Source organism: Micromonospora sp. BRA006-A, assembly GCF_033433935.1.
Taxonomy (GTDB): domain Bacteria; phylum Actinomycetota; class Actinomycetes; order Mycobacteriales; family Micromonosporaceae; genus Micromonospora; species Micromonospora aurantiaca.
This window is the reverse complement of sequence record NZ_JANCLW010000001.1, coordinates 5,385,531-5,412,150: the sequence shown is the minus strand read 5'-3', so window position 1 is coordinate 5,412,150 and position 26,620 is coordinate 5,385,531. Positions and strand designations below refer to the sequence as shown.

Sequence of the window (26,620 nt, the reverse complement as noted above, 5' to 3'; positions counted from 1 at the left end):
GATCCGGCCGGCGTCGGAGCCGTTCCGCGCTGTCCGCGGGGCGGTTCCGGCGCAGACGAGGCGGGAGCGACTGGACCGGGAGGGTGAGCGCGATGCCTGACATACGACCCACGGCGGGCTCCGGTGCACTCGTTCTCAACGCCACCTACGAGCCCCTGTGCGTCGTGTCGGTGCGTCGTGCCGCGATCCTCGTCCTCTCCGCCAAGGCGGTCTGCGTCGCCGACGGCGAGGGCATCCTGCACAGCGCGCGCAACGCGTTACCGGTGCCCTCGGTGGTGCGCCTGACCCGCTACGTCCGGGTGCCGTACCGCACCCACGTCGGGTTGTCCCGGCGGGCGGTGTTCGCCCGCGACGGGTGGCGGTGCGCGTACTGCCGAGGGCCGGCCGAGACCATCGACCACGTCTTCCCGCGCAGCCGGGGCGGCCGGCACGCCTGGGAGAACGTGGTCGCCGCGTGCGCGCGGTGCAACCACACCAAAGGCGACAAGACGCCCGCCGAGCTGGGCTGGCGGCTGCACCACCTGCCGGCCGCGCCCAAAGGAGCCGCCTGGCGGGTGCTCGGGCACCGCGCCCCCGACCCGCGCTGGGCGGACTGGCTCGACCTGCGCGAGCCCGAGCCCGAGGCGGCCTGACCCGCCCGCTCAGCGCGCCTTGACCAGCGCGGCGTAGACGACCAGGTTGTCCGCGTACCCGGTCTCGCCGCCCACCCAGCGCCCGCCGCAGGTGATCAGCCGCAGGTTGGGCCGGCTGAAGTCGCCGTAGACGTCCTCCACCGGCAGCTTCTCCTTGCCGTACCGCTCGATCGACGTCACCTCGAACACCGCCACCGAGCGGTCCTCGCGGGTCACCTCGATCCGGTCGCCGTCGTCGAGGTCCTTCAGCCCGTGGAACACGGCCGGTCCGCTGGTGGTGTCGACGTGCCCGACGAGCACGGCCGGGCCGTACTGACCGGGCGTGGGGCCCTGGTCGTACCAGCCGACCTCGCCTGCGCGCTCCACGTCCGGCACCGCGATGCTGCCGTCGGGCGCGATGCCGACCCGGTGCACCGGCGCGCGCAGGTCCAGCTTGCCGATGCTCAGATCCGTCGGCGGGCTGGCCGGCAGGACCGGGAACTTCTTCGGCGGCGGGCGCAGGCCGGCCACGATCCGGTCCGGCAGCACGCTGACCCCGGTCACCCGTTCCACGCCGAGCATGGCGACGATCAGGGCCATCACGCTCGCCACCACGAGCACCGGAACCCCGGGGCTGCGGCTCGGGGCGTACCGGCGGGTGGTGGTCGCGGCGGCGCGGGCCTCGACCGGCCGGGACTGCGGGTCGGCGGTGGCGACGCTGGCCGAGAAGGCGTGCCCGGCGACGTGGGCGAACCGGCGCGCGGCCCGGGACGTCAGCCGCAGCGCGGCCCGGAGCCGTGTCGCGCGCTCCGGCGACCGGCGCGCGGCGGTGCGGCGGTGGGTGCGGTCCGCCGCCGGGCCGGTACGGCGCCGGCGGCGCGATGAGCGGGCCATTGCGGCACCTCTCGTCAGGCACGGCCGCCGGTCTTACGGCGGGCACTCACACCGGCCACCACCGCCACCGCGACCAGACCGCCGACGAGCAGCAGCGAACCGGTGCCCCGGCTACCCGCGGTGCCACCGCCGCCGGTCGCCGGTCCCTTGCTCGGCTGCGCCATGTTGAGCACGGTGAGCATGGTCGAGGCGGTGTTGCCGTTGGAGCAGTCCAGGTTCACCGGGTAGTCGCCGGGCGCCTTGTTGCCGGGCACGGTGACCGAGCCGGTGAGGAAGCCGTTGTCCGGCCGCAGCGTCACCCGCCCGAAGGCGTCCGAGGTGACCTGCGCCTGGCGGTTGTTGCTGTTGTCGCAGCCGGCCCGCAGGTTGACCCGGGAACCGGCCTGGACGCTGTTCGGCGTCACCTCGATGAACACGCTCTCCCCGGCCCGGGCCGGCGGCGCGGTGGTCAGGACGAACGCCGCCACCAGGCCGAACAGGCCCAACAGGGACGACAACGCACGATGTGACAGGAGCCCTCGCATGGTTCCCCCCTCCCGGCGCGACGGTGCGCCGGACCACTGACGGGCAGCGGCGCCTGCTTTCCCGGAGGGCGGGGGAAGCTAACGGGGCGCCTTGACCACTGGGTGCCAGGCCAGCGGGGTGGAGAGCACCATCGTGCTGGACGGCTGCCCGTACGGCGCGAGGCGGTCGATGACCTCCTCGAACTCGCCCATGTTCGTGGCGGCGACCTTGAGCATGCTGCACGCGTCACCGGTGATCCGGTGGATCTCCATGATCTCCGGCCAGCCCGCGACGTCGGGGTCGTTGAGGATGCAGCGCGCGCCGTAGCAGGACATCCGGATCAGCGCGAGCACCGTCCGCCCGGCCCGGGTGAGGTCGACGTGGGCGTGGTAGCCGGTGATCACACCGGCTTCCTCCAGCCGCCGTACCCGCTCGGCCACAGCGGGCGGCGACAGGTGGACCCGGCGGGACAACTCGCTGTACGACAGCCGGGCGTCGGCCTGGAGCTCGCGCAGCAGCGCCCAGTCCATGTCGTCCACGCGCGGACCTTCCTTCCGTAAAGACAGCGACGCGAGATGGTTTCGGTTCGCGAAGTGAGACCACCATACCGCCGTTGAACAGGCATTCCATTCGGCCGCCCACCAGCGGGATCATGACGTCTACCCCGCGCACGGACGGAGATTGACTGTGGAACAGACGACGGCGGTGCGCCCGGTAACCCCCCAGGAACGGGCGGCTCGGGCGGCGCGCAACGGCGGCGAGCCGACGCTGGAGTTCGCCGACCGCGTGCCGTACGACGCGTACGTGCGGGCCAGCACGCTGCACCGGCTCCAGGAGCCGCTCAGCGACGACCCGGGCGAGATGTCCTTCCTGATGGTCAGCCAGATCATGGAGCTGTACTTCGGCCTGACCTGCCACGAGCTGCGGCACGCCAAGTGCGAGCTGCGCGAGGACCGGATCTGGGAGGCCCTGCCCCCGCTGCGCCGCGCCGCCCTGCACCTGGAAGGGCTCAACGCCGCCTGGCACGGCCTGCGCTGGATGAGCCCGGCCGACTTCAACCGCTTCCGCGACCGGCTCGGCGAGGGCTCCGGCTTCCAGTCCGCCATGTACCGGCAGCTGGAGTTCCTGCTCGGCCTGCGCGACCGGGCGCTGATCCGCCCGTTCCGCCGGCAGACCGAGGTGTACGACGAGCTGACCGCAGCGCTCGCCACGCCGAGCCTCTGGGACGAGGTGGTGGCGCTGCTGGCCCGCAAGGGCTTCGACGTGCCGGCCGAGCTGCTGTCGCGGGACGTGAACGCAGAGCACGAGGGACACCCGGCGATCGAGGCGGCCTGGGTCCGGATCTACGGCGACAACGGGCCGGACAACCACCTGCGCCTGCTCGGCGACGCGCTGACCGAGATCGCCGAGGAGTTCGGCGACTGGCGCTGGAACCACGTCAAGGCCGTCCAGCGCACGATGGGCGCCAAGGTCGGCAGCGGCGGTTCCGCCGGCCTGGCATGGTTGCAGCGCAGCATGGCCCGGGTGGTCTTCCCGGAGCTGTGGTCGGCCCGCACCGCGATGTGACGAGAGAGAACAGCATGCACACCCCCGAGAACGAAGCCCTCCGCCGCGACGCCGCCGACCCCGGCCACCGGCACCTGTTCCACATCCCGCCCGCCGACGGCGGGCGCTACCCCGACACGGCGTACCTGGCGGGCAACTCGCTCGGCCTCCAGCCGCGGGCCACCCGGGACGAACTCCTCGCCGATCTGGACGCCTGGAGGCGCCTGGGCGTCGAGGGGCACCTGGAGTCGGAGCGGCCCTGGCTGCCGTACCACGAGCTGCTGACCGCACCGGCCGCCCGCCTGGTCGGCGCGCTGCCCGCGGAGACCGTGGTGATGAACTCCCTCACGGTGAACCTGCACCTGCTGATGGTCAGCTTCTACCGGCCGGCCGGCGAGCGCACCCGCATCGTCATCGAGGACAGCGCGTTCCCCTCGGACAGCTACGCCGTGCGCAGCCAGGCCCGCTTCCACGGCCTGGACCCGGACACCACCGTGGTACGCCTCAAGCCGCGCCCCGGCTCGGACACGCTCGGCACGCAGGACGTGCTGGACTTCCTGGCCCGCGAGGGCCACACGGTGGCGCTGCTGATGCTCGGCGGCGTGAACTACCTGACCGGCGAGCTGATGGACATCCCCGCCGTCACCGCCGCCGGCCGCGCCGCGGGCGCCGTCGTCGGCTGGGACCTGGCGCACGCCGCCGGCAACGTGCCGCTGGCGCTGCACGACTGGGACGTCGACTTCGCCGCCTGGTGCTCGTACAAGTACCTCAACTCCGGCCCCGGCGCGCTGGGCGGTGTCTTCGTCCACGAGCGGCACCTCGGCGACCCGTCGATCCCGCGGTTCGAGGGCTGGTGGAGCACCGAGGCGGCCACCCGGTTCGAGATGACCCCGGTGTCCCGGCCGCCGGCCACCGTCGAGGCGTGGCAGATCTCCAACCCGCCGATCTTCGCGATGGGCCCGGTGCGTACGTCGCTGGAGCTGTTCGACTCCGTCGGCATGCCGGCGCTGCGCGAGCGCAGCCTGCGGCTCACCGCCTTCCTGGAGCAGCTGCTCGACGAGGTGACGCCGGGCCGCCCGCTGACAGTGGTCACCCCGCGCGACCCGGCCCGCCGCGGCTGCCAGCTCTCCGTGCGGATCGGGGTCGGTAGCGCCAACGAGCTGACCAAGCGGCTGCGGCACGAGCACGGCGTTGTCGCCGACGCCCGGGAGCCGGACATCGTCCGGTTCGCGCCGGTGCCGCTGTATTCCACGTACCACGACTGCTGGCGGGTCGCCGAGGCGCTGGCGGCGACGTTCGAGAAGGAGGGCTCGTGAGCGCGAGGAGTGAGCCGGTTCTGCGAGCCCCGCAGTCGCGAACGGAAGGAGGGCTCGTGAGCGCGAGGAGTGAGCCGGTTCTGCGAGCCCGCAGTCGCGAACGGAAGGAGGGGCCGTGAGCGCGAGGAGTGAGCGCGACGAGATCGCGGTGGTCGGCGCCGGGCTGGCCGGCTGCCTGCTGGCCTGCTACCTGGCCCGGCGCGGCTACCCGGTGGCCCTCTACGAGCGGCGGCCCGATCCGCGGACCGGCACCGTCGAGCGGGGCCGGTCGATCAACCTGGCGCTGTCCGAGCGCGGCCTGGACGCGCTGCGTCGCATCGGCCTGGAGGACGAGGTCATGGCGGACGCGCTGCCGATGCGCGGCCGCATGATCCACCCGGTCGAGGGCGAGCCGGAGTTCCAGTCCTACAGCGGCTCCGGGGACCGGGCGATCAACTCGATCAGCCGGGGCGCGTTGAACAACGCGCTGCTCGACGCCGCCGCCGCGCTGCCGAACGTACGCGTCGCGTTCGACCACCGGCTGGTCGGGCTCGACCCGCTCGGCGGTGAGATGACGTTCGAGACGCCGCAGGGCAAGGTCACCGCCACCGCCTCGGTCATCCTCGGCGCCGACGGCGCCGGCTCCGCGGTGCGCGGGCAACTGCTCGCGTACGGGGGCCTGACCGAGAGCCTGGACTTCCTCGACTACGGCTACAAGGAGCTGACCATCCCGCCGCTGGGCGGGGAGTTCGCGCTCGACCCGGGCGCGCTGCACATCTGGCCGCGCGGCACCTCGATGATGATCGCGCTGCCGAACCCGGACCGCTCCTTCACCTGCACGCTGTTCTGGCCCACCCACGGCACCCGCAGCTTCGCGTCGCTGAGCAGCCCGGCGGCGATCGAGCGGTTCTTCGCCACCCACTACCCGGACCTGGTCCCGCTCGCGCCGAACCTGGTCGACGACTACCAGCACAACCCGGTCGGTGTGCTCGGCACGGTGCGCTGCACGCCGTGGCAGGTAGCAGGGAAGGTCGGCCTGATCGGCGACGCCGCGCACGCCATCGTGCCGTTCTACGGCCAGGGCGCGAACTGCGCGTTCGAGGACGTGGTCGAGCTGGACCGCTGCCTCGACGAGTGCGACGACGAGTGGGCCGCCGCGCTGCCGCTGTTTCAGCACCGCCGCCAAGACAACGCCGAGGCGATCGCCCGGATGGCGCTGGCGAACTTCGTGGAGATGCGGGACAAGGTCGCCTCGCCGGTGTTCCGCACCCGCAAGCAGGTCGAGCACGCGCTGGAACGGTCGCTGCCCGGCCGCTACGTCTCCCAGTACGAGCTGGTCTCGTTCTCCACCACCCCGTACGCGCAGGTGCGCCGCCGGGTGCGCGCGCAGTACGCGGTGGTCGGCGCGGTAGCGGCCGGCGCGGTCGCGCTGCTGGCCGGTGGGGTCCGCGCGGCGCTGGGGAGGCGGCGATGACGCTCTGGGATCCCCGGCTGATGACCGGTCACGCGCCGCACGGCCCCGGTCTGCTGCGCAACTTCGTCGGCGGCGAGTTCGTCGACGCCGGTTCCCGGTTCACCAAGCGCAGCCCGGTCACCGGCGAGCCGGTGTTCGAGGTGATCGAGGCGTCGCAGTCGACAGTGGACGACGCGGTAGCGGCGGCCCGGGCGGCGCTGCGCGGCCCGTGGGGCCGGATGGGGGAGCGGGAACGCGCCGAGGTGCTGCGCCGGGTCGCCGACGAGCTGGAGCGGCGCTTCGACGACCTGGTCGCCGCCGAGGTCGCGGACACCGGCAAGGCCATCTCGCAGGCCCGGACGCTCGACATCCCGCGCGGCGCGGCGAACTTCCGGGCGTTCGCCGAGATCGTGGCGACCGCGCCCACCGAGTCGTTCACCACTGTCACCCCGGCCGGGGGCCGGGCGCTGAACTACGCGGTCCGCAAGCCGGTCGGCGTGGTCGCGGTGATCGTGCCGTGGAACCTGCCGCTGCTGCTGCTCACCTGGAAGGTCGCCCCGGCCCTGGCCTGCGGCAACGCCGTGGTGGTCAAGCCCAGCGAGGAGACCCCGGCCTCGGCCACGCTGCTGGCCGAGGTGATGGCCGCGGCGGGCGTGCCGGACGGCGTGTTCAACCTGGTGCACGGCTTCGGCCCCGGCTCGGCCGGCGAGCACCTGACCCGGCACCCGGGCGTGGACGCGATCACGTTCACCGGCGAGTCGGCGACCGGAAGCGCGATCATGCGCGCCGCCGCCGACGGCGTGAAGGCGGTCAGCTTCGAGCTGGGCGGCAAGAACGCCGGCCTGGTGTTCGCCGACGCCGACCTGGACGCGGCGGTGGCCGGTTCGGTGCGGTCCAGCTTCACCAACGGCGGCCAGGTGTGCCTGTGCACCGAACGCATCTACGTGCAGCGGCCGGTGTTCGAGGAGTTCACCGCGCGGCTGGCCGAGCGCGCCGGCGAGCTGGCGTACGGCTGGCCGGACGACGAGGCGACGGCGAACATGCCGCTCATCTCGCACGGCCACCGGGACAAGGTGCTCGGCCATTACGCGCTGGCCCGTACCGAGGGCGCCGAGGTGCGCGCCGGTGGCGGCACGCCGCGCTTCGGCGACGCCCGCGACGGTGGGGCGTACGTGCAGCCGACGGTGCTCACCGGCCTGGGCGCGGACGCCCGCACCAACCAGGAGGAGATCTTCGGCCCGGTGGTGCACGTCGCGCCGTTCGACGACGAGGACGAGGCGTTCGCGCTCGCCAACGGCACCGCCTACGGCCTGGCGGCGACGGTGTGGACGCGGGACGTGGGCCGGGCGCACCGGGCCGGCGCCCGGCTCGATGCCGGCATCGTCTGGGTGAACACCTGGTTCCTGCGCGACCTGCGCACCCCGTTCGGCGGGGTGAAGGCGTCGGGTGTGGGCCGCGAGGGCGGTGTGCACTCGCTCGACTTCTACTCCGAGCTGACAAACGTCTGCGTGGACCTCACATGAGCGCGCGTGGGCAGAATGGCCGGAATCCCCAGCGACGTAAGCGAGGAGCCGCCATGACCGTGGACATCGAGGCCGCCAACCGGGAACTGGCAGTGGCCCGGCAGGACGGGAAGCCCTGCCCGCCGCTGCGCGGCCGGCTGCTGCCCGAGGGCGACATCGAGGCCGCGTACCAGGTGCAGCAGGTCTACACCCGGCAGCGACTGGGCAAGGGACACCGTCGCGTCGGCGCGAAGATCGGCCTGACGTCGCGGACCGTCCAGGAGAGCTTCGGCGTCTTCCAGCCCGACTTCGGGGTGCTCTTCGACGACATGGCCGTCGGCGACGGCGTCGAGGTGCCGATCGACCGGCTGCTCCAGCCGCGGGTGGAGGCGGAGATCGCCTTCGTGCTCGGCGCGGACCTGCCGGACGAGCGGGTCACCACTGTCGACCTGATCCGGGCGGTGGACCACGTGCTGCCCGCCATCGAGATCGTCGACTCGCGGATCGCCGACTGGGACATCTCCATCGTGGACACGGTGGCGGACAACGCCTCCAGCGGACTGTTCGTGCTCGGCACCGCGCCCCGGCGGCTCGCCGACGTGGACCTGCGGCTGTGCGGCATGGTGCTGGAGCACGCCGGTGAGCCCGTCTCGGTCGGCGCGGGCGCGGCCTGCCTCGGCAATCCGCTGCACGCGCTGCAGTGGCTGGCCGCGACCATGGCCCGGGCGGGCGACCCGCTCAAGGCCGGTGACGTGGTGCTCTCCGGCGCGCTCGGCCCGATGGTGCCGGTCACGCCCGGCGCTGCGTACGAGGCGCGCATCTCCGGGCTCGGCTCGGTGCGTACCTGTTTCTCCTCGGAGGGAACGTCATGACTGTCGGAGTGGCGGTGCTCGGGTCGGGCAACATCGGCACCGACCTGATGATCAAGGTGCTGCGGCTCAGTGAGAGCCTGCGCATGGTGGCGATGGCCGGCATCGACCCGGCCTCGGACGGTCTGGCCCGGGCCCGCCGGCTCGGCGTGACCACCACCGCCGAGGGCGTCGACGGCCTCGTGGCGCTGCCCGAGTTCGCGGACGTCCAGCTCGTCTTCGACGCCACCTCGGCCGGTGCGCACAAGCGGCACGACGAGGTGCTGCGGGCGCACGGCCGCACCGTCGTCGACCTGACCCCGGCCGCGATCGGCCCGTACGTGGTGCCGCCGGTGAACCTCGACGAGCACCTGGGCGAGCCGAACGTCAACATGGTGACCTGCGGCGGGCAGGCGACGGTGCCGATCGTGCACGCGGTCGGCCGGGTCACGCCCGTGGCGTACGGCGAGATCGTCGCCTCGATCGCCTCGAAGTCGGCCGGTCCGGGTACCCGGGCCAACATCGACGAGTTCACCGAGACGACCGCCCGCGCCATCGAGGTGGTCGGCGGCGCCGAGCGCGGCAAGGCCATCATCGTGCTGAACCCGGCCGACCCGCCGCTGCTCATGCGGGACACGGTCTACTGCCTGTGCCCGGACGCCGACGCCGACCGGGGCGCGATCGCCGCCTCGGTGGCCGACATGGTGAAGGCCGTGCAGGAGTACGTGCCCGGCTACCGGCTCAAGCAGGACGTGCAGTTCGACGCCGTGGACACGTACGCGCCGGTGCTCGGCCGGCACTTCACCGGCCTCCAGGTGTCGGTGTTCCTGGAGGTCTCCGGCGCCGGGCACTACCTGCCCGCGTACGCCGGGAACCTGGACATCATGACGTCGGCCGCGCTGCGTACCGCGGAGCGGCTGGTGGCGCTGCGTTCCCCGGAGGGGGCATCCCGATGACCGACCTCTACATCCAGGACGTGACGCTGCGCGACGGCATGCACGCCATCGGGCACCGCTACACGGTCGACCAGGTGCGTACCATCGCCGGCGCGCTCGACGCCGCAGGTGTGGCGGCGGTCGAGGTGGCGCACGGCGACGGCCTGGCCGGTTCCAGCGTCAACTACGGGCACGGCGCCGCCGCCGACGCGGACTGGATCGCCGCTGCCGCCGAGGTGCTGACCACCGCGCGGCTCACCACGCTGCTGCTGCCGGGCATCGGCACCATCGCCGACCTGAAGGCGGCGAAGGCGCTCGGCGTGACCAGCGTCCGGATCGCCACGCACTGCACCGAGGCGGACATCTCCGCCCAGCACATCGCCTGGGCCCGGGAGAACGACATGGACGTCTCCGGGTTCCTCATGATGTCGCACCTCAACGATCCGGCCGGGCTGGCCGCGCAGGCCAAGCTCATGGAGTCGTACGGCGCGCACTGCGTCTACGTCACCGACTCGGGCGGCCGGCTGCTGATGTCGGACGTGGCGCAGCGCGTCGACGCGTACCGGCAGGTGCTGGAACCCGAGACGCAGATCGGCATCCACGCGCACCACAACCTGTCGCTGGGTGTGGCGAACAGCGTGCTCGCGGTCGAGCACGGCCGGATCCTCGGCGACGGCCCGCCCGGCTCGCCGTCCGGGCGGACCGTCCGGGTGGACGCGTCGCTGGCCGGCATGGGCGCGGGCGCGGGCAACGCGCCGCTGGAGGTCTTCGTCGCGGTCGCCGAGCTGCACGGCTGGAAGCACGGCTGCGACGTGTTCGCGCTGATGGACGCCGCCGACGACCTGGTCCGCCCGTTGCAGGACCGGCCGGTCCAGGTGGACCGGGAGACGCTCTCCCTGGGGTACGCGGGCGTCTACTCCAGCTTCCTGCGCCACGCCGAGCGGGCCTCGGCCAAGTACGGCGTGGACGTCCGCTCGATCCTGGTCGAGCTGGGCCGTCGCCGGATGGTCGGCGGCCAGGAGGACATGATCGTGGACGTGGCACTGGACCTGGCGGCTAAGGGGAGTAACTCATGATCGGGCCGGACATCGCCGGCATCGCGGAGAAGCTGGGCGCGGCGGCCGACGACGCCACCGCGATCCCGCAGCTGGCCGCCGAGACCGGCCTCGACGTCGACGCCGCGTACGCGGTGCAGACCGCGCTGGTCAAGCGTCGCCTCGACCGGGGTGAGCGGTTGGTCGGCCTCAAGATGGGGCTCACCAGCAAGGCCAAGATGGCGCAGGTCGGCGTCGACGAGGTGATCTGGGGCCGGCTGACCGACGTGATGCGGGTGCCGGACGGCGGTGGCGTCGACGTCGGCGACTTCATCCACCCCCGGGTCGAGCCGGAGGTGGCGTTCCTGCTGGACCGGCTGCCCGACCCGGGCGAACCGGTCGGCTCGTTCACCCGTGCCGTACGCGCTGTCGCCCCGGCGATCGAGCTGATCGACTCCCGGTACGCGAACTTCACCTTCTCGCTGCCGGACGTGATCGCCGACAACACGTCGGCCGCCGCGTTCGTGGTCGGACCGTGGTCGCCGGTGCCGGACGGGCTGGACAACCTCGGCGTGCTGCTGGAGATCGACGGGCGGGTGGCGCAGGTCGGCTCGACCGCCGCCATCCTCGGCGACCCGCGCCGCGCGCTGGACGAGGGGCTGCGACTGGCCGGCCGGCACGGCGTACGGCTGCGCAAGGGCTGGGTGTTCCTGGCCGGCGCGGCCACCGCCGCGGTGCCGCTGCGCCCCGGCGCGCACGTCCGCGCCACTGTGGAGAAGCTGGGTTCCGCCTCGATGAAGGCTCTCTTGTGAGCGCGAGGAGTGAGCCGGGTTTGCGAGCCCCGCAGTCGCGAACGGAAGAAGGCACTGCCATGACAGCCCGGGTGGTGGCCGGGAAGGCCGTGCCGCGGGGCGCGTTCCCGCACGTCAAGGTGGCCGGCGGGTTCGTCTACGTCTCCGGTACGTCGTCGCGCCGGCCGGACAACACGTTCGCCGGGGTGTCGGTGGACGAGTTCGGCACCACCGACCTGGACATCCGGGAGCAGACCCGGGCCGTGGTCGAGAACATCCGCGACCTGCTCCGTTCGGTCGGCGCCGACCTGAGCGACCTGGTGCAGGTCACCAGCTACCTGGTCAACATGAACGACTTCGGCGGCTACAACGAGGTGTGGGCGGAGTTCTTCGACGCCACCGGGCCGACCCGGACCACAGTCGCCGTGCACCAGCTTCCGCACCCGCATCTGCTGATCGAGATGCAGGCCGTCGCCCTACTTCCGCCGGGAGGTTCCCATGAGTGAGATCGCCGAGCCGTTCAGCTTCTCCGGCTGGATCGGCGAGAACCAGCACCTGCTCAAGCCCCCGGTGGGCAACAAGGAGATGCTGCCCGGCAGCGACGACTTCATCGTCATGGTGGTGGGCGGCCCGAACCAGCGCACGGACTTCCACGTCGACCCGTACGAGGAGTTCTTCTACCAGGTCAAGGGCAACATGCACATCAACCTGATGCTGCCCGAGGGCCCGCGTACGGTGCACGTGCGCGAGGGGCAGATGTGGATGCTGCCGCGCAACACCCCGCACTCGCCGCAGCGTCCCGAGGCCGGCTCGATCGGCATGGTGATCGAGCGGGTCCGCGAGGAGGGCACGCTGGAGAAGTTCCAGTGGTACTGCGGCGAGTGCCACCACAAGGTGCACGAGGTGGAGTTGCAGGTCCGCGACATCGCCGCCGACCTGCCCCCGGTCTTCGCCGCGTTCTACGCCGACGAGAAGGCCCGTACCTGCGACAACTGCGGCGCGCTGCACCCGGGCAAGGGCTGACGCGTGCCGGTCGTGGACGTGCACACGCACGTCGTACCGAAGGGGTGGCCGGACCTCGCCGCGGCGTGCGGCGGGTCCGGCTGGCCCTGGCTGCGGGTGGACTCCGAGCGCGCCGCCATGATCATGGTGGGGGAGACGGAGTTCCGCCCGATCGGCGCGCAGTGCTGGGACGCGCCGACCCGGCTGGCCGACATGGACGCCGACGGCGTGGACGTACAGGTCGTGTCGCCCACCCCGGTGTTCTTCAGCTACGACCGCCCGGCCGACCAGGCGGTCAAGGTGGCCCGGATCTTCAACGACCTCACGCTGGAGGTCACCGCCGGCGGTGGCGGCCGGATGGTGCCGTTCTGCCAGGTGCCGTTGCAGGACCCGGACGCGGCCTGCGCCGAGCTGGACCGCTGCCTGTCGGCCGGGCACGCCGGGGTGGAGATCGGCAACCACGTCGGTGACCGGGATCTGGACGACGAGGGCATCGTGCAGTTCCTGACCCACTGCGCCGAGGTCGGCGCGCCGGTGTTCGTGCACCCGTGGGACATGCCCGGCGGCCCCCGGCTGGACCGGTGGATGGCGCGCTGGCTGACCGGGATGCCGGCCGAGACGCACCTGTCGGTGCTCGCGCTGATCCTCGGCGGCGTGTTCGACCGGGTGCCGGACACGCTGCGGATCTGCTTCGCGCACGGCGGCGGCAGCTTCCCGTTCTGGCTGGGCCGCGCCGACAACGCCTGGCACCGCCGCGGCGACCTGGTACGCGGCGCGTCGAGCGCACCGCCCAGTTCGTACGTCGACAGGTTCCACGTCGACTCGGTGGTCTTCGAACCGGCCGCGCTGCGGCTGCTCGTGGACACCATGGGCACCGAGCGGGTGCTGCTCGGCAGCGACTACCCGTACCCGCTGGGGGAGCGGCCCGTCGGCGACGTGGTGCACCGGGCGGACTTCCTCACCGGCGCACAGCGGGACGCGCTGCTCGGCGGCAACGCGCTGCGGTTCCTCGGCCGCTGAAGCCGGCGCGGGTGCGTCCGTCGTCTCCCTAGTGCCGACGGACGCACCCGGCGCTGCTCAGGAGTGCGGGCAGGTGTCCCGGTACTCCTCGATCGCGGTGCCCCGCGGCGCGGGGCAGAGGAACTGCTCGTAGCGGGTGTCGTCGTCGACGAACCGCTTGAGCCACGAGATGCTGTACTTCGCGACCGTCACGTTCGACGAGGTCGGCGCGGAGTGGCCGGCCGCGTTCAACTCCAGGTACGCCTTGTCCAGGGTGGCCGGCAGGCTGGTGTAGAACGGCTCCGAGTGCGACGAGACCGGGGCCACCGAGTCGTTCTCCGCGCCGATGACGAGCGTCGGCACGCGTACCGACGACCAGTTCTTCGTGGAGTGCCAGCCGGTCAGCGGGATCGCCGCCTGGAGCGCGGGCCGGGCGTTCGCCACCGACAGGCTGCCGCCGCCGCCCATCGAGTGCCCCATCACCGCGAGCCGGTTGCGGTCGATCCGGGTACGCACCGCGCTGGTGGTGGTCAGGTAGTCCAGGGCGGCCAGGAGCTGGGTGCCGCGGCTGGCCGGCTGGTCGTAGACGGAGAGGGTGTCGATGGTGATGACCACGAAGCCCTGCGACGCCAGCCGTGGCCCGAGCCAGGAGACGGCGGACTGGCCGGCGGTGAAGCCGGGGGAGATCGCCACCGCGCCGAACGTGCCCTCGGCGGTGCTGGTCGGGTAGTAGATCGTGCCGCCGCGGAAGCCGCTGACGCTCGACGCGGAGACGGTGGTCTGGGCGATTGCGAACGGCCCTCGGGTGGCCTCGATGGAGGCGGTGGTGGGCGCGGGACCGCGCTCGTAGGGGTTCGCGGCCAGTGCTGCCGCCGGACCGCCGTCGCCGGCCCCGGCCGGTGCCACCGGCAGGGCGGCGAGGCCGGCGGCGGTCAGGGCGAGGGCGAGCAGGGGGCGCAGGGCGCGCGGAAGCCGGGACGGACGGGCCGGTGTGCCGGGTGGGTGGTGCACGGCGTGCTCCTCGGGGTAGTGGGGCGGCATTCATCGAGTTGCGTCGATCTGTACATCCTGCGCGCACCGCCCGCCCGGCGGACCATCCCGAACCGGTCATGTCACCCGGATATGGACCGGCTGCCGCCGGCCGGATCACCCGGACATGGACCGGCTGCCGCCGGCCGGATCACCCGGTTACGGACCGGCTGCCGCCGGCCCGGACGTGTCGCCCGGCCTCCCGGCCGCCGGACCGGCAGGATGGACGGCATGGCCGAGCCGCACGACCTGACCGCGCTGGAACAGGCCGCCGCGATCCGCCGGGGCGAGCTGTCCAGCCTGGAACTGGTCGAGCACCACCTGCGCCGGGTCGAGGCGCTCGGCGACATCGTCGGCGCGTTCGTCACCGTCACCGCCGAACAGGCCCGGGCCGCCGCCCGCGCCGCCGACGCGGTCGCGGCCGAGGAACGCTGCCCGCTGCACGGCGTGCCGACCGCGATCAAGGACCTCACGCTCACCGCCGGGGTCCGCACCACCTTCGGCTCCGCCGCCTTCGCCGACTTCGTCCCGCCGGTCGACGCCGACGTGGTCCGCCTCCTGGTCGACGCCGGCCTGGTCAGCCTCGGCAAGACCACCACCTCGGAGCTGGGCTGCTCGCTCTACTCGGAGGGACTGGTGGCGCCGCCGGCCCGCAACCCGTGGGACCTCGCGTACACCGCGGGCGGGTCCAGCGGCGGCGCGGCCGCAGCGGTCGCCGCCGGGCTGGTGCCGGTAGCGCAGGGCTCCGACGGTGGCGGCTCGCTGCGCATCCCGGCCGCGCTCTGCGGGCTGGTCGGCTACAAACCCAGCCGGGGCATGGTCTCCGGCGGGCCGCTCGGCTTCGGCGGCTTCGGGCTGCCGGTGAACGGGCCGATCGGCCGTACCGTCGCCGACGTGGCCGCGCTGCTCGACGTGCTCGCCCGCCCGGTGCCCGGCGAGCCGTACCTGCCGCCGGCCGCGCCCGCCGGCGGCTACCTCGGCGTCACCCGCGCCGCCCACGCCACCGGCCCCGGCCGGCTGCGCGTCGGCCGCTTCACCACGCCGATGCTCGCCGACGAACCGGTCCACCCGGACTGCGTGGCCGCCGTCGACCGGGCCACCGCGCTGCTCACCGACGCCGGCCACGAGGTGGTCGACGTCCCCGCGCCGCTCGGCCCCGAGGCGTGGCCGCTGTTCGAGACCGTCTGGTACGCGCTGGCGGTCACCCCCGTCCCGGCCGGGCGGGAGGGCGACCTGCTGCCACTGACCCGGTACCTGCGTGAGCGCGGCGAGGCGCTCGGCGCGGCCCGGCTGATGGCCGCGCTCGGCGAACTCCAAGCGCAGGTACGCCGTGGCGTACGCCGTACCGCCGGGTGTGACCTGCTGCTCTGCCCGACGCTCGCGGCCCCGCAGGCGCCGGTGGGCGCGTTCGCCGCCCTCGAACCGGCAGAGGACTTCGACCGGCAGCGGCGCTTCTCGCCGTACTGCGCGGTCTTCAACGTCACGGGCGATCCGTCCGTTTCGTTACCTCTCGGACGGACCACCGACGGGCTTCCGGTCGGGGTGCTCCTCACCGGCCGGTACGGCGACGACGCGACACTGCTCGCCACTGCCGCGCAACTGGAGCACCGGAGTGACGGATGGGATCAGCACCCCGCAATCTGGCGGGCCGCCGACTCCGCTAACGTGAACATCACAAGTGACGTGGGACGCGACCGGTCCTGACCGGCCGACCCGCACCATTCCTGGTCTCTCTTTCCGCCTGGGGGCGTTGGGATTGTCTGTTACCGAGACGTTGGTGGTCTTCGTCGGCATCCCGGCCGCCGCGGTGCTGCTGATCGCCGCCCTGGCGGCCGTCGGCAGCCGCGGCAACGGTGGCGGCGCCAAGCGCTACCGGCCGGGCCGGCCCTTCGACTTCACTCCGGTCTGGTTCCTGGGCCGTCCGGAGCAGCTGGCCGACTCGGCCGGCACGGCGCTGGCCGCCGGGGCGCAGGCGCCGGCGTTGACCAGCCGCAAGCAGGAGCAGGCCGGCCGGGAGGCGCCGGCCGGTGGAACCGGAGGCGCAAGTGACCGTTGGTGAAGCGCGGCCCACGACGGGGACGGGCACCCCGCCCGACGTGCTGGACGGACCGTTCTCGACCCGTCAGCTGCTCCGCATCGACGAGGCGCTGCGCCTCGCCGACCAGGGCACCGGCCTGGTCTTCTCGGTCTACGTCGGCGGCCTCGACGAGCCGATCCGGGAACACGCCGAGCGGCTGCACCGCCAGCTCGCCGACCCGGACCGCTCGGTGCTGATCGCGGTGTCGCCCAACCAGCGGCAGCTGGAGATCGTCACCGGCAAGTACGCGCGCAAGCGCATCCCGGACACCTACGCCAAGCTGGCCGCGCTCTCCATGGTGGCCTCGTTCGGCGGCGGCGACCTGGCCGGCGGCATCATCCAGGGCCTCGACCAGCTCGCCAGCCACGCCGGCAAGGGCTGATCCTCCCGCCCGTACACACGACGAAGCCCGGCCCCGCGTACGCGTGGGCCGGGCTTTCTCGTGCGCCGAGTCGCAGGCCGCACGACAGCGGCCGGGGCCCGGCGCGGGCTGCCACCCGCGCCGGGCCCCGGCCGACGTGCCTCACTCAGGCGTTGCGCGCGTCCCGCTCCCGGGCCTTCAGCGCGCGGACGACGCCGTCGCGGCCCTCGGCCACCAGCCGCCGCAGCGACGCCGGCCGCCCGTCCTGGGCCAGCCACGCGTCGGTCGCCGCGACCGTGTCCTCCTCGACCAGGTGCGCCGGGTACGCGAGCTGCACGAACTCCTGCGCCGGCTCGCTGTCACGCTGCGCCCACACCTGGTCCACGGTGGCGAAGTACCGCTCCCGGTAGGGCGCGGTCAGCTCGACCTGCGCCGCGTGGGTGAAGCCCTGCAGCAGCGCCCGGTTACGCCAGTTGGGCAGCGCGTCCGGGCCGGTGAGCAGCGCCCACACCGCCGCCTTGTTCTCGGCGGTCGGCACCAGCGCGTGCGCGTACGCGGCCTCCCGCTCCCCGCTGGCGGTACGGTCGGCGGCCAGCTCCGCGTCCACGTCGGCGGCACCCGCCGCGCCGTTGGCGACCAGCGACTGGAGCACCGTCCAGCGCAGCTCGGTGTCCACGGTCAGGCCCTCCGGCACCCCGTTGCCGTCCAGCCAGCCGCGCAGCGTCGCCAGGTCCTCGCCGGAGCGGGCCGCCGAGGCGTACGCCCGGGCCCAGGCGAGCTGGAAGCCGCTGCCCGGCTCGGCCGCCGCGAGCGCGGTCCGCGCGGTACGGGACAGGTCGGCCCAGCCGGTCGGCGCCCACGCCGGGTCGGCGTAGTAGGTGAGCGCCGTGTTCGCCTGCCGCAGCGTCGCAGTCACCAGGTTGATGTCGGTCTCGGCGGTCAGCCCGGCCAGCACCAGAGCCACGTAGTCGCGGGCCGACAGCTCGGCGTCACGGGTCATGTCCCACGCGGCGGTCCAGCACAGCGCCCGCGCCAGCGACGAGTCGAAGCCGGCGATGTGCTGCACCACAGTGGCCATCGACCGCTCGTCCAGCCGCAGCTTGGCGTACGTCAGGTCCTCGTCGTTGAGCAGCAGCACGTCGGCGGCCCGCCTGCCGTGCAGCTCGGACAGCTCGGTCAGCTCGCCGGTCACGTCCGTCTCGATCAGCTCCCGGCGCACCAGCCGGCCGTCGGTCAGGTCGTACAGGCCGATGCCGATGCGGTGGGTACGCAGCGTCGGGTAGGCCGACGGCGCCTCCTGCCGGACCACCACCCGCTCGTACGTGCCGTCGGCGCCGATGGTCACCTCCGGGCGCAACGTGTTGACCTGCGCGGTCTCCAGCCACTGGGCGGCGAACTTGCGCAGCTCCCGGCCGGAGGCCGCCTCCAGCTCGGACAGCAGGTCGTCGAACGTGGCGTTGCCCCAGGCGTACTTGCCGAAGTAGGCGCGCAGGCCGGCCAGGAACGGCTCCTCACCCACGTACGCGACGAGTTGCTTGAGCACGCTCGCGCCCTTGGCGTACGTGATGCCGTCGAAGTTGACCTCGACGGCCTCCAGGTCCGGCATCTCGCAGTAGACCGGGTGGGTGGAGGAGAGCTGGTCCTGCCGGTAACCCCAGTTCTTGCGGATCGACAGGAACGTGGTCCACGCGTCGGTGAAGCGGGTGGCGTGCGTGTTGCACCAGTGGCTGGCCCACTCGGCGAACGACTCGTTCAGCCACAGGTCGTTCCACCAGCGCATGGTGACCAGGTCACCGAACCACATGTGCGCCAGCTCGTGCAGGATCGTGTTGGCGCGCTGCTCGTACTCGAAGTCGGTGACCTGCGACCGGAAGATGTAGTGCGACTCGGCGTGCGTGACGCAGCCGAAGTTCTCCATCGCACCGGCGTTGAAGTCCGGCACCCAGAGCTGGTCGTACTTGGGCAGCGGGTAGCGGACACCGAACTTCTCCTGGAAGAAGTCGAAGCCCTGCGTGGTGATCAGGTGCAGGTCGTCGGCGTCCATGTGCGGTGCCATGCTGGCCCGGCAGAAGTAGCCCATGTCGATGCCGTCGTGGCTGCGGCGCACCTCGTGGTACGGCCCCGCGCAGAGCGCGGTGATGTAGGTGCTCATCCGCTCCGAGACGGTGAAGTGCACCGTCTTCAGGCCCTCACCGGCCGCCTCCTCACGGGCCACCGGCATGTTCGACACGACCCGCCAGTGGTCCGGGACGGTGGCGTGCCAGGTGTAGACGCTCTTCAGGTCGGGCTGGTCGAAGCAGGCGTAGACCTTCTGCGCGTCAGCGGTCTCGAACTGGCTGTAGAGGTAGGTCTCGCCGTCCACCGGGTCGACCGTCCGGTGCAGGCCCTGCCCGCTGTTGGAGTAGCCGAAGTCGGCGTCGACCACCAGCACGTTCTCGGCGGCCAGACCGCTGAGCGTGAGTCCCTTCTCGGCGGACCAGCCGGACAGGTCCACCGGCTCGCCGTTGAGCGTGGCCGACCGCACCGATTCCGCGGCTGTCTCGATGAACGTCGTCGCCCCCGGTTCGGCGCAGCGGAACCGGACCTCGGTCACCGAGCGGAACGTGCGACCGGTGGGCTGCACCGCGGTCGACAGGTCAAGGCTGATGTCGTACCCGGTCACCTCGAGCAGGCGGGCCCGCTCGGTAGCCTCGACCTGGGTCAGGTTGCGCACTCCCGGCACTGTTCGTCTCCATCCCACTCGTCTCGCCGCGCCCCGCGGCGCCGGTACTGCCCGGCCGCTCGTGACGGCCCGTCGAGAACCGAGTCTTCCATGCACGGACCGCTCTCGGTGGTCGAGGTCACGCTCTCATTCCGGTACCGGTCGATGCGGTACGGGGTGAGGATCGGAGGTGACCGCGCCGGAGCCCCGGCGCGACGATGTCGTGAAGGGAAGACACCGTGACCGAACGTGTCACCGCGGACATGTGGTTCGACCCGCTGTGCCCGTGGGCGTGGATCACCTCCCGTTGGCTGCTGGAGGTCGAGCAGGTCCGGGACGTGGACATCCGGTTCCACGTGATGAGCCTGTCCGTGCTCAACGAGGGCCGGGAACTGCCGGCGGAGTACCAGGACCTGATGGTCAAGGGCTGGGGCCCGGTGCGGGTGTGCATCGCCGTCGAGCAGGCGCACGGCGCCGAGGCGCTGGCGAAGCTCTACACCGCGATGGGCAACCGGATCCACCTGAAGAAGGAGGAACTGGGCCGCGACATGCTCGCGGGCGCGCTCACCGACGTCGGGCTGGACCCGGCGCTCGCCGACGCGGCCGAGTCCACCCAGTACGACGAGGCGCTGCGGGCCAGCCACGAGGCGGGCATGCGGCCGGTCGGCACCGACGTGGGCACCCCGGTGATCCACGCGCCGGGTCCGGACGGCAAGCAGGTCGCCTTCTTCGGCCCGGTGATCACGCCGGCGCCGAAGGGCGAGGCGGCCGGCCGGCTCTGGGACGGCGTCCTGCTGGTCGCCGCCACTCCCGGGTTCTACGAGCTGAAGCGCACCCGCGAGCAGGGCCCCATCTTCGACTGAGGTGAAAGGAAGGGCCCCCTATTAACGCCTCCGGTAGAGAAAGGGCCCCTTCTTAACACCGGCAGCGCGCCCCGAGCCCCGCACCGCCCGTCACCGGGCCGGTGCGGGGCTCGTTTCACCGGGTGTCCCAGCCGACGGCCCGCGGGGCCGCACCACGGCAGCTCATGGAGGCGTTCCCATGGCCAAGCACCGCCACATGTCCGACGACGCGCCGCAGCAGGCGACCGAGGACTCCGGTGCGACGTACTGGTCGGTGACCGAGAGCGACTGGCCGGCCGGCCCGGCCGAGGTGGCCGACCTGCTGGCCCCGCCGATCGTGGTCGGCGTGGCCCGGGTGGTGGCCACCTCGCGGATGACACCGCCGGCCGAGACCGTCCGGCCCGCCCGCGCGCCGTCGCGGTCCGGCGCCGCCGCGGGTGCGACGACGGTACGCCTCAACGCCGGCTCCCGCCCGGCCCCGCCGGTGCGCCGCCCCGCCCCGGGCCGGCACCGCAACCCCACCGCCTGATCTGCCCTTCCCGGTGTTAAGTGAGCGTTTGAGAAGCCGGTTCAGGTGCTGGTTGCCTGGGCCGGTTTCGTGTTGCGGGCCAGGCGGGTGACCATGACGTGGATCATGGCCCAGGTGACGAAGGCGGCGTGGCTGGCGGGTAGGTGTTCGTAGTCGCGGACGCAGCGGCGTTTCTTGCTGATCCAGGCGAAGGTGCGTTCGACGACCCAGCGGCGGGGCAGCACGACGAAGGTGTGTTGTCCGGGGAGTTTGCGGACCAGGTGCACGGTGAGGTCGAGGGCGTGTCGGGCCCAGGTGCTCAGGGGGCCGATGTAGCCGCCGTCTGCCCAGATCAGGCGCAGGCCGGGGTGGAACAGTCGGGTGCGCCAGAGCAGGTCCCGGGCGATGCTGCGGTCATTGACGTGCGCGCCGGTGACCATGACGGCCAGTAGCAGGCCCATGGTCACCGGCGCGCACGTCAAATCGGTCAGATCACCGGGATACCGCCGCCGCGCCGCCCGTTCCCGCTCCCGCCGAACCCGCTGCGGCGGATAACGGCGGGGCGAAGCGGACTGCGCATCGACGATCGGGTACAACGACATCAGAAGGCCCTCGGCACGGAAACGGTTGGCTCGACACCACCGGACCTACCGAGGGCCTTCCCTCACCTCCAACACGACACGCCGCCCAACCCCACCACTTCTCAAACGCTCACTAAAAAGGGGCCCTTCCTCTACCGGAGGCGTTAATAGGGGGCCCTTCCTTTCACCTGGTGGTAAGCGGGTGAGTCCGGCGGCGAGGGTGATCGGGGCCCGGGTAGCGTCAGCGGACATGACGGTCGTGCACCCGATCACCCGGGCCTGGATCACCACTGGCGGCACCGGCGCGCAGAACTACGACGAGTTCGCCGACGACGCGGAGATCACCTCCATCGTCGAGGCGAATCCGCACAGCGCCCTGGGCATCGAGATGCCCCACCGGGCGCCCGGCAGCCTCGGGAAGTCCTTCCTCGACGCGTTGCCGGACGCGGTGGCGCGCCTGGCCGAGGCGAAGGCGGACGGCAGCTACACCCCGGCCGAGCAGGTGGTGGTGCTCTACCGGATCAGCGCGCCGGGCGAGGAGAGCGCGTACGGGCTGTGGGCCATGGTCGACACCGACCAGATCTCCACCCGCGCCGACGAGCCGGGTCTGGTTATCCGCAACGAGGACGTGTTCATCGCCAAGGTGCGCGAGCGCGTCGCCCTGGCCGAGGCGCTCGGTCACCTGCTCTCGCCCGTACTCCTGCTCCAGACCGGTAGGGGCGACGAGCTGCACGCCGCGCTCGCGGCGGCGACCGACGCGGCCGGCGCGCCCGCCGCGACGGACGTCGACCAGTCCGGCCGCACGCACGCGATCTGGCTGCTCGGCCCGGGCCCGGCGCAGGACGAGCTGACCGCGCTCGCCGGCGGCGGGGATCTGGTGGTCGCGGACGGCAACCACCGCAGCCTGGCCGCGCAGACCGGCGGTTTTCCGCGTTTCCTCGCGGTGGTCACCACGCCCGCGTCGGTCGCCATCCAGCCCTACAACCGGCTGGTCAGCGAGCTGACCACCACCCCGGACGAGCTGCTCGACCGGCTGCGCGCGGCGGGCGCGGAGATCACCCCGGTGGACGGGCCGGTCGGCGTGCCGGCGACCGGCGGCGTCGTGCACCTCTATCTCGACGGCCGGGGGTACGCGGTGACGCTGCCGCACGTCGGCGCGGGCCGGCTGGAGAACCTCGACCACGCGCTCGTCGAGCGTCTGCTGCTGCGCGACGCGCTGGGCCTCGACCCGGGCGACAAGCGCATCACGTACGTGGGCGGCGACTACCCGGCGAGCTGGCTCGTCGGTGAGGTCGACGCCGGCCGGGCCGAGCTGGCGGTGCTCGTCGCGCCGGTGACTGTCGACGACTTCGTCGCGGTGAACCTGGCCCGGGAGAAGATGCCGCGCAAGAGCACCTGGTTCACCCCGAAGGCGCGCGCCGGCCTGGTCGTGGCCGAGCTGCCGCACTGACCGTGTGACGAATCCGCCTCCGGGTCGCCGCCCGCGCGCCGGCCCGGGGGCGGGCCTGTCAGACTGCGCGGTATGCGCGTCTACCTGGGATCCGACCACGCCGGTTTCGAGTTGAAGGTGCACCTCGCCAACCACCTGGCCAAGCAGGGCTACGAGGTGGTGGACGTGGGACCGCACGTCTTCGACCCGGACGACGACTACCCGGCGTTCTGCCTGCACACCGGTGACCGGGTGGTCGGTGACCCGGGCAGCCTCGGCGTGGTGATCGGCGGCTCCGGCAACGGCGAGCAGATCGCCTCGAACAAGGTCGCGGGCGTCCGGGCGGCGCTCGCCTGGAACGTGGACACCGCCCAGCTGGCCCGCGAGCACAACGACGCGAACGTCGTCGCGATCGGCGCCCGGCAGCACACGCTGGACGAGGCGACGGCGCTGGTCGAGGCGTTCCTCACCACGCCGTTCTCCGGCAACCCCCGGCACAGCCGGCGCATCGAGCAGGTGGCCGCCTACGAGCAGAGCCGCCGCCTGCCCGAGCTGCCCGCCTGAGCGGACACCGCTTCTCGGCGAGCCGGTCAGCGGGCCCGGGCCGTCGCCGCCGGACCGGCCCCGGCGGGCTCAGCGCCCGTTGCGGGGCAGGTCCTCGCGTGGCACCCAGTTGCGGCGGATGAGCACCACCCGCTGTTCGGCCTCGGCGAGGTCGTCCTCGGTGGGGCGGGCGGCGTCGCGTGCCCGCAGCGCGGCCGTCACGCTCACCTGCGACGAGCCGGAGCCGACCAGTCCACGAAGCCCGCGCTCGCCCTCCTCGGCGGGCGGGGCGGCGCGGCGTCCGCGGGGCTCCGGCTCGCCCGGCCGGCCGCCGCGCGGGGACCGGGGCACCACGTCGTCGTGTACGGGGGCGGTGCTGGCGGTGGTGCCGCCGGTGCCCGTGCCGTCGGCACCGGTTCCGGCGGTCGCCGTCGGCGTGGCGGCTTCGCCGTGATGCCGCAGCCGCCGTCGCCGTCGCTCCGCCTCACCCATCCCCCGACCGTACCGTCCCCACGGCCACTCGCGCGCCGCTCGCACCCCACACACGCTCACCGGCACACCCGATGCAGCCGGTCCTCGGCCGATCATGGAGTTGTGGTGCCCGGAGTGCCCCGTGAGCGAGGTATGTGAGGTGCCACAACTCCAAGGCCGACGAGGCGCGCGCCGACGATCACAGCCGGTCTCCCGAAGGGTGTGCGGGCTGGGCCGTGCGGGGCGAGCGGGCGGTCAGAAGACCTCCATGGGGGACGGGGCGCGGTACGAGGTGAAGGCGGGCGTCAGCGCGGTCAGCGTGCCCGGGATCAGCTCCCGGACGCGGCCGGCGGCGGCCAGCGCGTACGGGTTGGCGCCGCCGAGGTACAGCTCACCGAGAGCGCGTACGTCACACGCCAGCCCGGCCGGTGCGGTGGTGGGCGTGCACTCCGCCCCGGCGGGGCCGCCGACCAGCCGCCAGCGGCCGGTGTTCTCCTTCAGCAGCTCGTCGGTGACCTCGATCACCACGTCCACGTCAGTGGCGTAACGCCGGGCGGCGAGCGCGGCCGGCACGTCCACCACCCGCACCCAGAGCGCGTCGGCGAGATGCGGGGAGAGCTGGCGGGGCTCGTCCACCAGCCGCAGCAGCGGCTCGTCCAGGGCCGCGATTCCGAACGACAGCCGACGGGTCAGGTCGACCGAGAGCAGCAACCGCCACAGCGCCGTGTACGCCTCCGGCGTCGCCGCCACCACCTCGCCCACCTGCACCTCGGCCTGCGGCCCGACGGCCGTCGAGTTGTCCTTCGTCCGGTACAGCGCGTACCCGTCGAGGCCGTCGGCGGCCTCGTGCAGCAGCACCCGGCGCTCGGTTGCGCCGCCCCGGTGCGCCTTGAGGTCCGCCAGCACGTACGACCACCAGCGCTCGTCGCGCCGGGACCAGCCGGGGCGCCCGGCGCGGACCCGCTCGTACAGCCGGGCCAGCTCGTCCCGGTGCGCGTCCGGACGGTCCAGTCGCAGCCTGCCCTCGGTGGGCGCCGGGGCGGGCAGGCGCAGCCCGGTGGTGTCCACGGACAGCATGTACCGGGGGGCCGCCGACCCGTAGCCGAACCGGGGGTAGATGCGGCCCTCGCTGGCCCAGAGCACCGCGATCGGTTCCCGGCCGGCGTCGCGGACCTCCCGCAGCTGGCGGTGCATCAGCGTGGTGAGCAGGCCGCGTCGCCGGTGCGTCGGCGCCACCGCGACCATCGTCACGTGCGCGGCCGGCACGTCCGCGCCGGGGACCGCGAGACGGCGGCTGAACGCGGCGGCGTGCGCGACTGCCGTCCCGCCGTCGCGGACCAGTAACGACCGGTCCGGCTCGAAGATCGGGCGTTCGAGCGCCTGCACGTCGGGGTCGAGATCGCCGTGGAAGGCCAGCGCCAGCAGCGCCGCGATGTCGTCGAAGTCCTCGGCCCGGGATACCAGCACGTCAGTCACGGCACGTGTGTATCGCACCGCGATGGGGGTCGGCACCCTATTTGCGGGCTGGCTACCCTCGGAACCGAGGCCGGAATCGGTCGAGGGGGAGGACGAAGATGGCGGACCAGACACAGCCGTGGGCCGAGCGCACCGTGGAGGTGCCGCCCCAGCCGGGGGTGGTGCCCCCGCAGCGGGACGCGTTCCAGCGCGGGGTGGCGGCGGTCGGCCGGCCGCGCGCCTCGCGTACGCCCCGCACCGAGCAGTTCCCCACCGTCGAGCACGGCGACTGGGCGGCCGAGCCGGCGCCCCGCCGGCCGATGAGCTGGCATCTCGCCCAGGCGCGCAAGGGTGGGGAGCTGAGCGCCGCCGGTGCCCTGTTCGCGTTCGTGTGCTGGGGCATCTGGGCGATCTCCGGCCGCGGCAACCTGGTCGCCCCGCTGCTCACGTTCGTGCTCAGCCTGCTCACCGCGGTCGGCCTGTTCGCGCTGGCCCGGCTGCTCGGCCGGCTGGTCCTGGAACGGCAGCTCGGCCGGGTGCGCCGCAGCGCCCGGGGCGCCCACCTGATCACCGCGTTGTTCCTGGCCGGCGTCGGTGTGGCGTACCTCCAGCAGACCGAGTGGGTGGTCTCCGCCTGGAACTGGGTGACAGGCAACTGAGCCGACAGGTCGTCCGTCCGGTACGCGCCGGACGGACGATCCGGGGCGTCGGCGTCAGAAGGTGGTCGGCGCGCCGGCCGTCTGGCAGGCCGCGTTGATGTCCTTGCCGGCCTTCTCCATGGCCGGGTTGTCGGCGGCGGTGCCCGGGTCGGCGGCCGAGCCCGCCTCGCCGGCCTCCGCGCCGAACTCCTTCAGGGCGGTGGCCGCCTTGCCGTCGCCGGCGGTCCGGGCGAGCCGGGTCACCCGGTCACCGAGTTCGGTCAGGATCGCGCCGGTCTGCTTCGTCAGGTCGCCGCCCGCCTGCACGGCGGTCATGAGCTTCGCCCGCATGTCCTTGTTGATCTTCTCGGCTGCGGTGCAGAGTTCCTTGTCGCTCATCGCGGCCGCCGACGGCGAGGGTGCAGCCGGGGAGGGGGCGGCGGAGGCCGAGGTGGCCGCCGGCCCGGCCGTGGCCGAGGGCTTCTCGTCGCCGCACGCGGCGAGCCCCAGCACGGCGCAGGTCAGGAGGATCGGCAAGATCCGATTGGTTCTCACGCCTGCGCACGCTAGTC

General features: G+C 73.0%; 29 protein-coding genes. 20 read left to right on the top strand and 9 right to left on the bottom strand.

The features are described 5' to 3' along the window. Positions 1-92 precede the first annotated feature (92 nt). Positions 93-632, top strand: coding sequence for an HNH endonuclease (locus NMK34_RS24580; protein ID WP_013288071.1), 540 nt, complete (start codon positions 93-95; stop codon positions 630-632). 9 nt (positions 633-641) lie between these two features. Here NMK34_RS24580 and NMK34_RS24575 read toward each other — a convergent pair whose 3' ends face one another. The 3 genes from NMK34_RS24575 to NMK34_RS24565 all read right to left on the bottom strand — a co-directional run bounded on the left by NMK34_RS24575 (position 642) and on the right by NMK34_RS24565 (position 2,548). Further along, positions 642-1,505 carry a class F sortase gene (locus NMK34_RS24575; protein WP_318335395.1) on the bottom strand — a complete coding sequence of 288 codons (864 nt, stop codon included), beginning with the start codon at positions 1,503-1,505 and terminating at the stop codon, positions 642-644. A gap of 14 nt (positions 1,506-1,519) precedes the next feature. Next, positions 1,520-2,029 (bottom strand): hypothetical protein, encoded by a 510-nt coding sequence (locus tag NMK34_RS24570; protein ID WP_135241659.1) that lies wholly within the window; start codon positions 2,027-2,029, stop codon positions 1,520-1,522. A 78-nt stretch (positions 2,030-2,107) separates the two neighbouring features. Beyond that, positions 2,108-2,548 carry an Lrp/AsnC family transcriptional regulator gene (locus tag NMK34_RS24565; protein WP_013288068.1) on the bottom strand — a complete coding sequence of 147 codons (441 nt, stop codon included), beginning with the start codon at positions 2,546-2,548 and terminating at the stop codon, positions 2,108-2,110. A gap of 142 nt (positions 2,549-2,690) precedes the next feature. On the opposite strand from NMK34_RS24565, the gene NMK34_RS24560 reads away from it, so the two are divergent. The 11 genes from NMK34_RS24560 to NMK34_RS24510 all read left to right on the top strand — a co-directional run bounded on the left by NMK34_RS24560 (position 2,691) and on the right by NMK34_RS24510 (position 13,434). Next, positions 2,691-3,575: a tryptophan 2,3-dioxygenase gene (locus tag NMK34_RS24560; RefSeq protein WP_318335394.1), complete on the top strand. Its 885-nt coding sequence runs from the start codon at positions 2,691-2,693 to the stop codon at positions 3,573-3,575. 14 nt (positions 3,576-3,589) lie between these two features. Beyond that, on the top strand, positions 3,590-4,870 hold the full coding sequence (kynU, locus tag NMK34_RS24555) for a kynureninase (protein ID WP_318335393.1): 1,281 nt from the start codon (positions 3,590-3,592) through the stop codon (positions 4,868-4,870). A gap of 115 nt (positions 4,871-4,985) precedes the next feature. Then, on the top strand, positions 4,986-6,323 hold the full coding sequence (locus tag NMK34_RS24550; RefSeq protein WP_318335392.1) for an NAD(P)/FAD-dependent oxidoreductase: 1,338 nt from the start codon (positions 4,986-4,988) through the stop codon (positions 6,321-6,323). Positions 6,324-6,343: 20 nt separating this feature from the next. Beyond that, a complete protein-coding gene (locus NMK34_RS24545) occupies positions 6,344-7,825 on the top strand; it encodes a 2-hydroxymuconic semialdehyde dehydrogenase (protein ID WP_318336414.1) in 1,482 nt (493 codons plus the stop codon). 53 nt (positions 7,826-7,878) lie between these two features. Next, the gene (locus tag NMK34_RS24540; RefSeq protein ID WP_318335391.1) at positions 7,879-8,676 is read left to right on the top strand and encodes a 2-keto-4-pentenoate hydratase; all 798 of its coding nucleotides are present in this window, start codon (positions 7,879-7,881) and stop codon (positions 8,674-8,676) included. Continuing rightward, a complete protein-coding gene (locus NMK34_RS24535; RefSeq protein WP_318335390.1) occupies positions 8,673-9,608 on the top strand; it encodes an acetaldehyde dehydrogenase (acetylating) in 936 nt (311 codons plus the stop codon). Before NMK34_RS24540 ends, NMK34_RS24535 begins: the two co-directional genes overlap by 4 nt. Next, entirely contained in the window at positions 9,605-10,663 is a 1,059-nt protein-coding gene (dmpG, locus tag NMK34_RS24530) for a 4-hydroxy-2-oxovalerate aldolase (protein WP_318335389.1), read from the top strand. Before NMK34_RS24535 ends, dmpG begins: the two co-directional genes overlap by 4 nt. Then, the gene (locus NMK34_RS24525) at positions 10,660-11,433 is read left to right on the top strand and encodes a 4-oxalocrotonate decarboxylase (protein WP_318335388.1); all 774 of its coding nucleotides are present in this window, start codon (positions 10,660-10,662) and stop codon (positions 11,431-11,433) included. The genes dmpG and NMK34_RS24525 overlap by 4 nt, the downstream gene beginning before the upstream one ends. A gap of 59 nt (positions 11,434-11,492) precedes the next feature. Next, a complete protein-coding gene (locus NMK34_RS24520; RefSeq protein ID WP_318335387.1) occupies positions 11,493-11,918 on the top strand; it encodes a RidA family protein in 426 nt (141 codons plus the stop codon). After that, positions 11,911-12,435: a 3-hydroxyanthranilate 3,4-dioxygenase gene (locus NMK34_RS24515; RefSeq protein WP_013288058.1), complete on the top strand. Its 525-nt coding sequence runs from the start codon at positions 11,911-11,913 to the stop codon at positions 12,433-12,435. Before NMK34_RS24520 ends, NMK34_RS24515 begins: the two co-directional genes overlap by 8 nt. Positions 12,436-12,438: 3 nt before the next feature. Beyond that, entirely contained in the window at positions 12,439-13,434 is a 996-nt protein-coding gene (locus NMK34_RS24510; protein WP_318335386.1) for an amidohydrolase family protein, read from the top strand. 57 nt (positions 13,435-13,491) lie between these two features. Here the strand turns inward: NMK34_RS24510 and NMK34_RS24505 are convergent, their stop codons facing one another. After that, positions 13,492-14,424: an alpha/beta hydrolase gene (locus tag NMK34_RS24505; protein ID WP_318335385.1), complete on the bottom strand. Its 933-nt coding sequence runs from the start codon at positions 14,422-14,424 to the stop codon at positions 13,492-13,494. 249 nt (positions 14,425-14,673) lie between these two features. Here NMK34_RS24505 and NMK34_RS24500 point away from each other — a divergent pair, with 249 nt between their 5' ends. The 3 genes from NMK34_RS24500 (at position 14,674) to NMK34_RS24490 (ending at position 16,901) form a co-directional block, all read left to right on the top strand. Continuing rightward, positions 14,674-16,146 carry an amidase gene (locus NMK34_RS24500; RefSeq protein ID WP_318335384.1) on the top strand — a complete coding sequence of 491 codons (1,473 nt, stop codon included), beginning with the start codon at positions 14,674-14,676 and terminating at the stop codon, positions 16,144-16,146. 70 nt (positions 16,147-16,216) lie between these two features. Further along, positions 16,217-16,501: a hypothetical protein gene (locus tag NMK34_RS24495; RefSeq protein WP_026268244.1), complete on the top strand. Its 285-nt coding sequence runs from the start codon at positions 16,217-16,219 to the stop codon at positions 16,499-16,501. After that, complete coding sequence (locus tag NMK34_RS24490) at positions 16,488-16,901, top strand: DUF5130 family protein (protein ID WP_091423148.1); 414 nt, start codon at positions 16,488-16,490, stop codon at positions 16,899-16,901. Before NMK34_RS24495 ends, NMK34_RS24490 begins: the two co-directional genes overlap by 14 nt. Positions 16,902-17,046: 145 nt before the next feature. Here NMK34_RS24490 and pepN read toward each other — a convergent pair whose 3' ends face one another. Beyond that, the gene (pepN, locus tag NMK34_RS24485) at positions 17,047-19,593 is read right to left on the bottom strand and encodes an aminopeptidase N (RefSeq protein ID WP_318335383.1); all 2,547 of its coding nucleotides are present in this window, start codon (positions 19,591-19,593) and stop codon (positions 17,047-17,049) included. 227 nt (positions 19,594-19,820) lie between these two features. On the opposite strand from pepN, the gene NMK34_RS24480 reads away from it, so the two are divergent. Together NMK34_RS24480 and NMK34_RS24475 are read left to right on the top strand one after the other, a co-directional pair. Continuing rightward, a complete protein-coding gene (locus NMK34_RS24480) occupies positions 19,821-20,444 on the top strand; it encodes a disulfide bond formation protein DsbA (RefSeq protein ID WP_318335382.1) in 624 nt (207 codons plus the stop codon). A gap of 178 nt (positions 20,445-20,622) precedes the next feature. After that, entirely contained in the window at positions 20,623-20,952 is a 330-nt protein-coding gene (locus NMK34_RS24475; protein WP_318335381.1) for a hypothetical protein, read from the top strand. A 41-nt stretch (positions 20,953-20,993) separates the two neighbouring features. On the opposite strand, the gene NMK34_RS24470 is transcribed toward NMK34_RS24475, so the two are convergent. Further along, positions 20,994-21,392, bottom strand: coding sequence for a transposase (locus tag NMK34_RS24470; RefSeq protein WP_318336413.1), 399 nt, complete (start codon positions 21,390-21,392; stop codon positions 20,994-20,996). Positions 21,393-21,762: 370 nt separating this feature from the next. On the opposite strand from NMK34_RS24470, the gene NMK34_RS24465 reads away from it, so the two are divergent. Further along, positions 21,763-22,962 carry a DUF1015 family protein gene (locus NMK34_RS24465; RefSeq protein ID WP_318335380.1) on the top strand — a complete coding sequence of 400 codons (1,200 nt, stop codon included), beginning with the start codon at positions 21,763-21,765 and terminating at the stop codon, positions 22,960-22,962. Positions 22,963-23,034: 72 nt separating this feature from the next. After that, on the top strand, positions 23,035-23,505 hold the full coding sequence (locus tag NMK34_RS24460) for a ribose-5-phosphate isomerase (RefSeq protein ID WP_013288048.1): 471 nt from the start codon (positions 23,035-23,037) through the stop codon (positions 23,503-23,505). Positions 23,506-23,574: 69 nt separating this feature from the next. Here NMK34_RS24460 and NMK34_RS24455 read toward each other — a convergent pair whose 3' ends face one another. Both NMK34_RS24455 and NMK34_RS24450 read right to left on the bottom strand, forming a co-directional pair. Next, positions 23,575-23,976 carry a hypothetical protein gene (locus NMK34_RS24455; RefSeq protein ID WP_318335379.1) on the bottom strand — a complete coding sequence of 134 codons (402 nt, stop codon included), beginning with the start codon at positions 23,974-23,976 and terminating at the stop codon, positions 23,575-23,577. Positions 23,977-24,210: 234 nt separating this feature from the next. Beyond that, positions 24,211-25,431: a GNAT family N-acetyltransferase gene (locus NMK34_RS24450; RefSeq protein WP_318335378.1), complete on the bottom strand. Its 1,221-nt coding sequence runs from the start codon at positions 25,429-25,431 to the stop codon at positions 24,211-24,213. A gap of 98 nt (positions 25,432-25,529) precedes the next feature. Between NMK34_RS24450 and NMK34_RS24445 the strand changes: the two genes are divergently transcribed. Continuing rightward, entirely contained in the window at positions 25,530-26,069 is a 540-nt protein-coding gene (locus NMK34_RS24445; RefSeq protein ID WP_318335377.1) for a hypothetical protein, read from the top strand. A gap of 54 nt (positions 26,070-26,123) precedes the next feature. On the opposite strand, the gene NMK34_RS24440 is transcribed toward NMK34_RS24445, so the two are convergent. After that, positions 26,124-26,603 (bottom strand): hypothetical protein, encoded by a 480-nt coding sequence (locus tag NMK34_RS24440; protein WP_318335376.1) that lies wholly within the window; start codon positions 26,601-26,603, stop codon positions 26,124-26,126. Positions 26,604-26,620 lie beyond the last annotated feature (17 nt).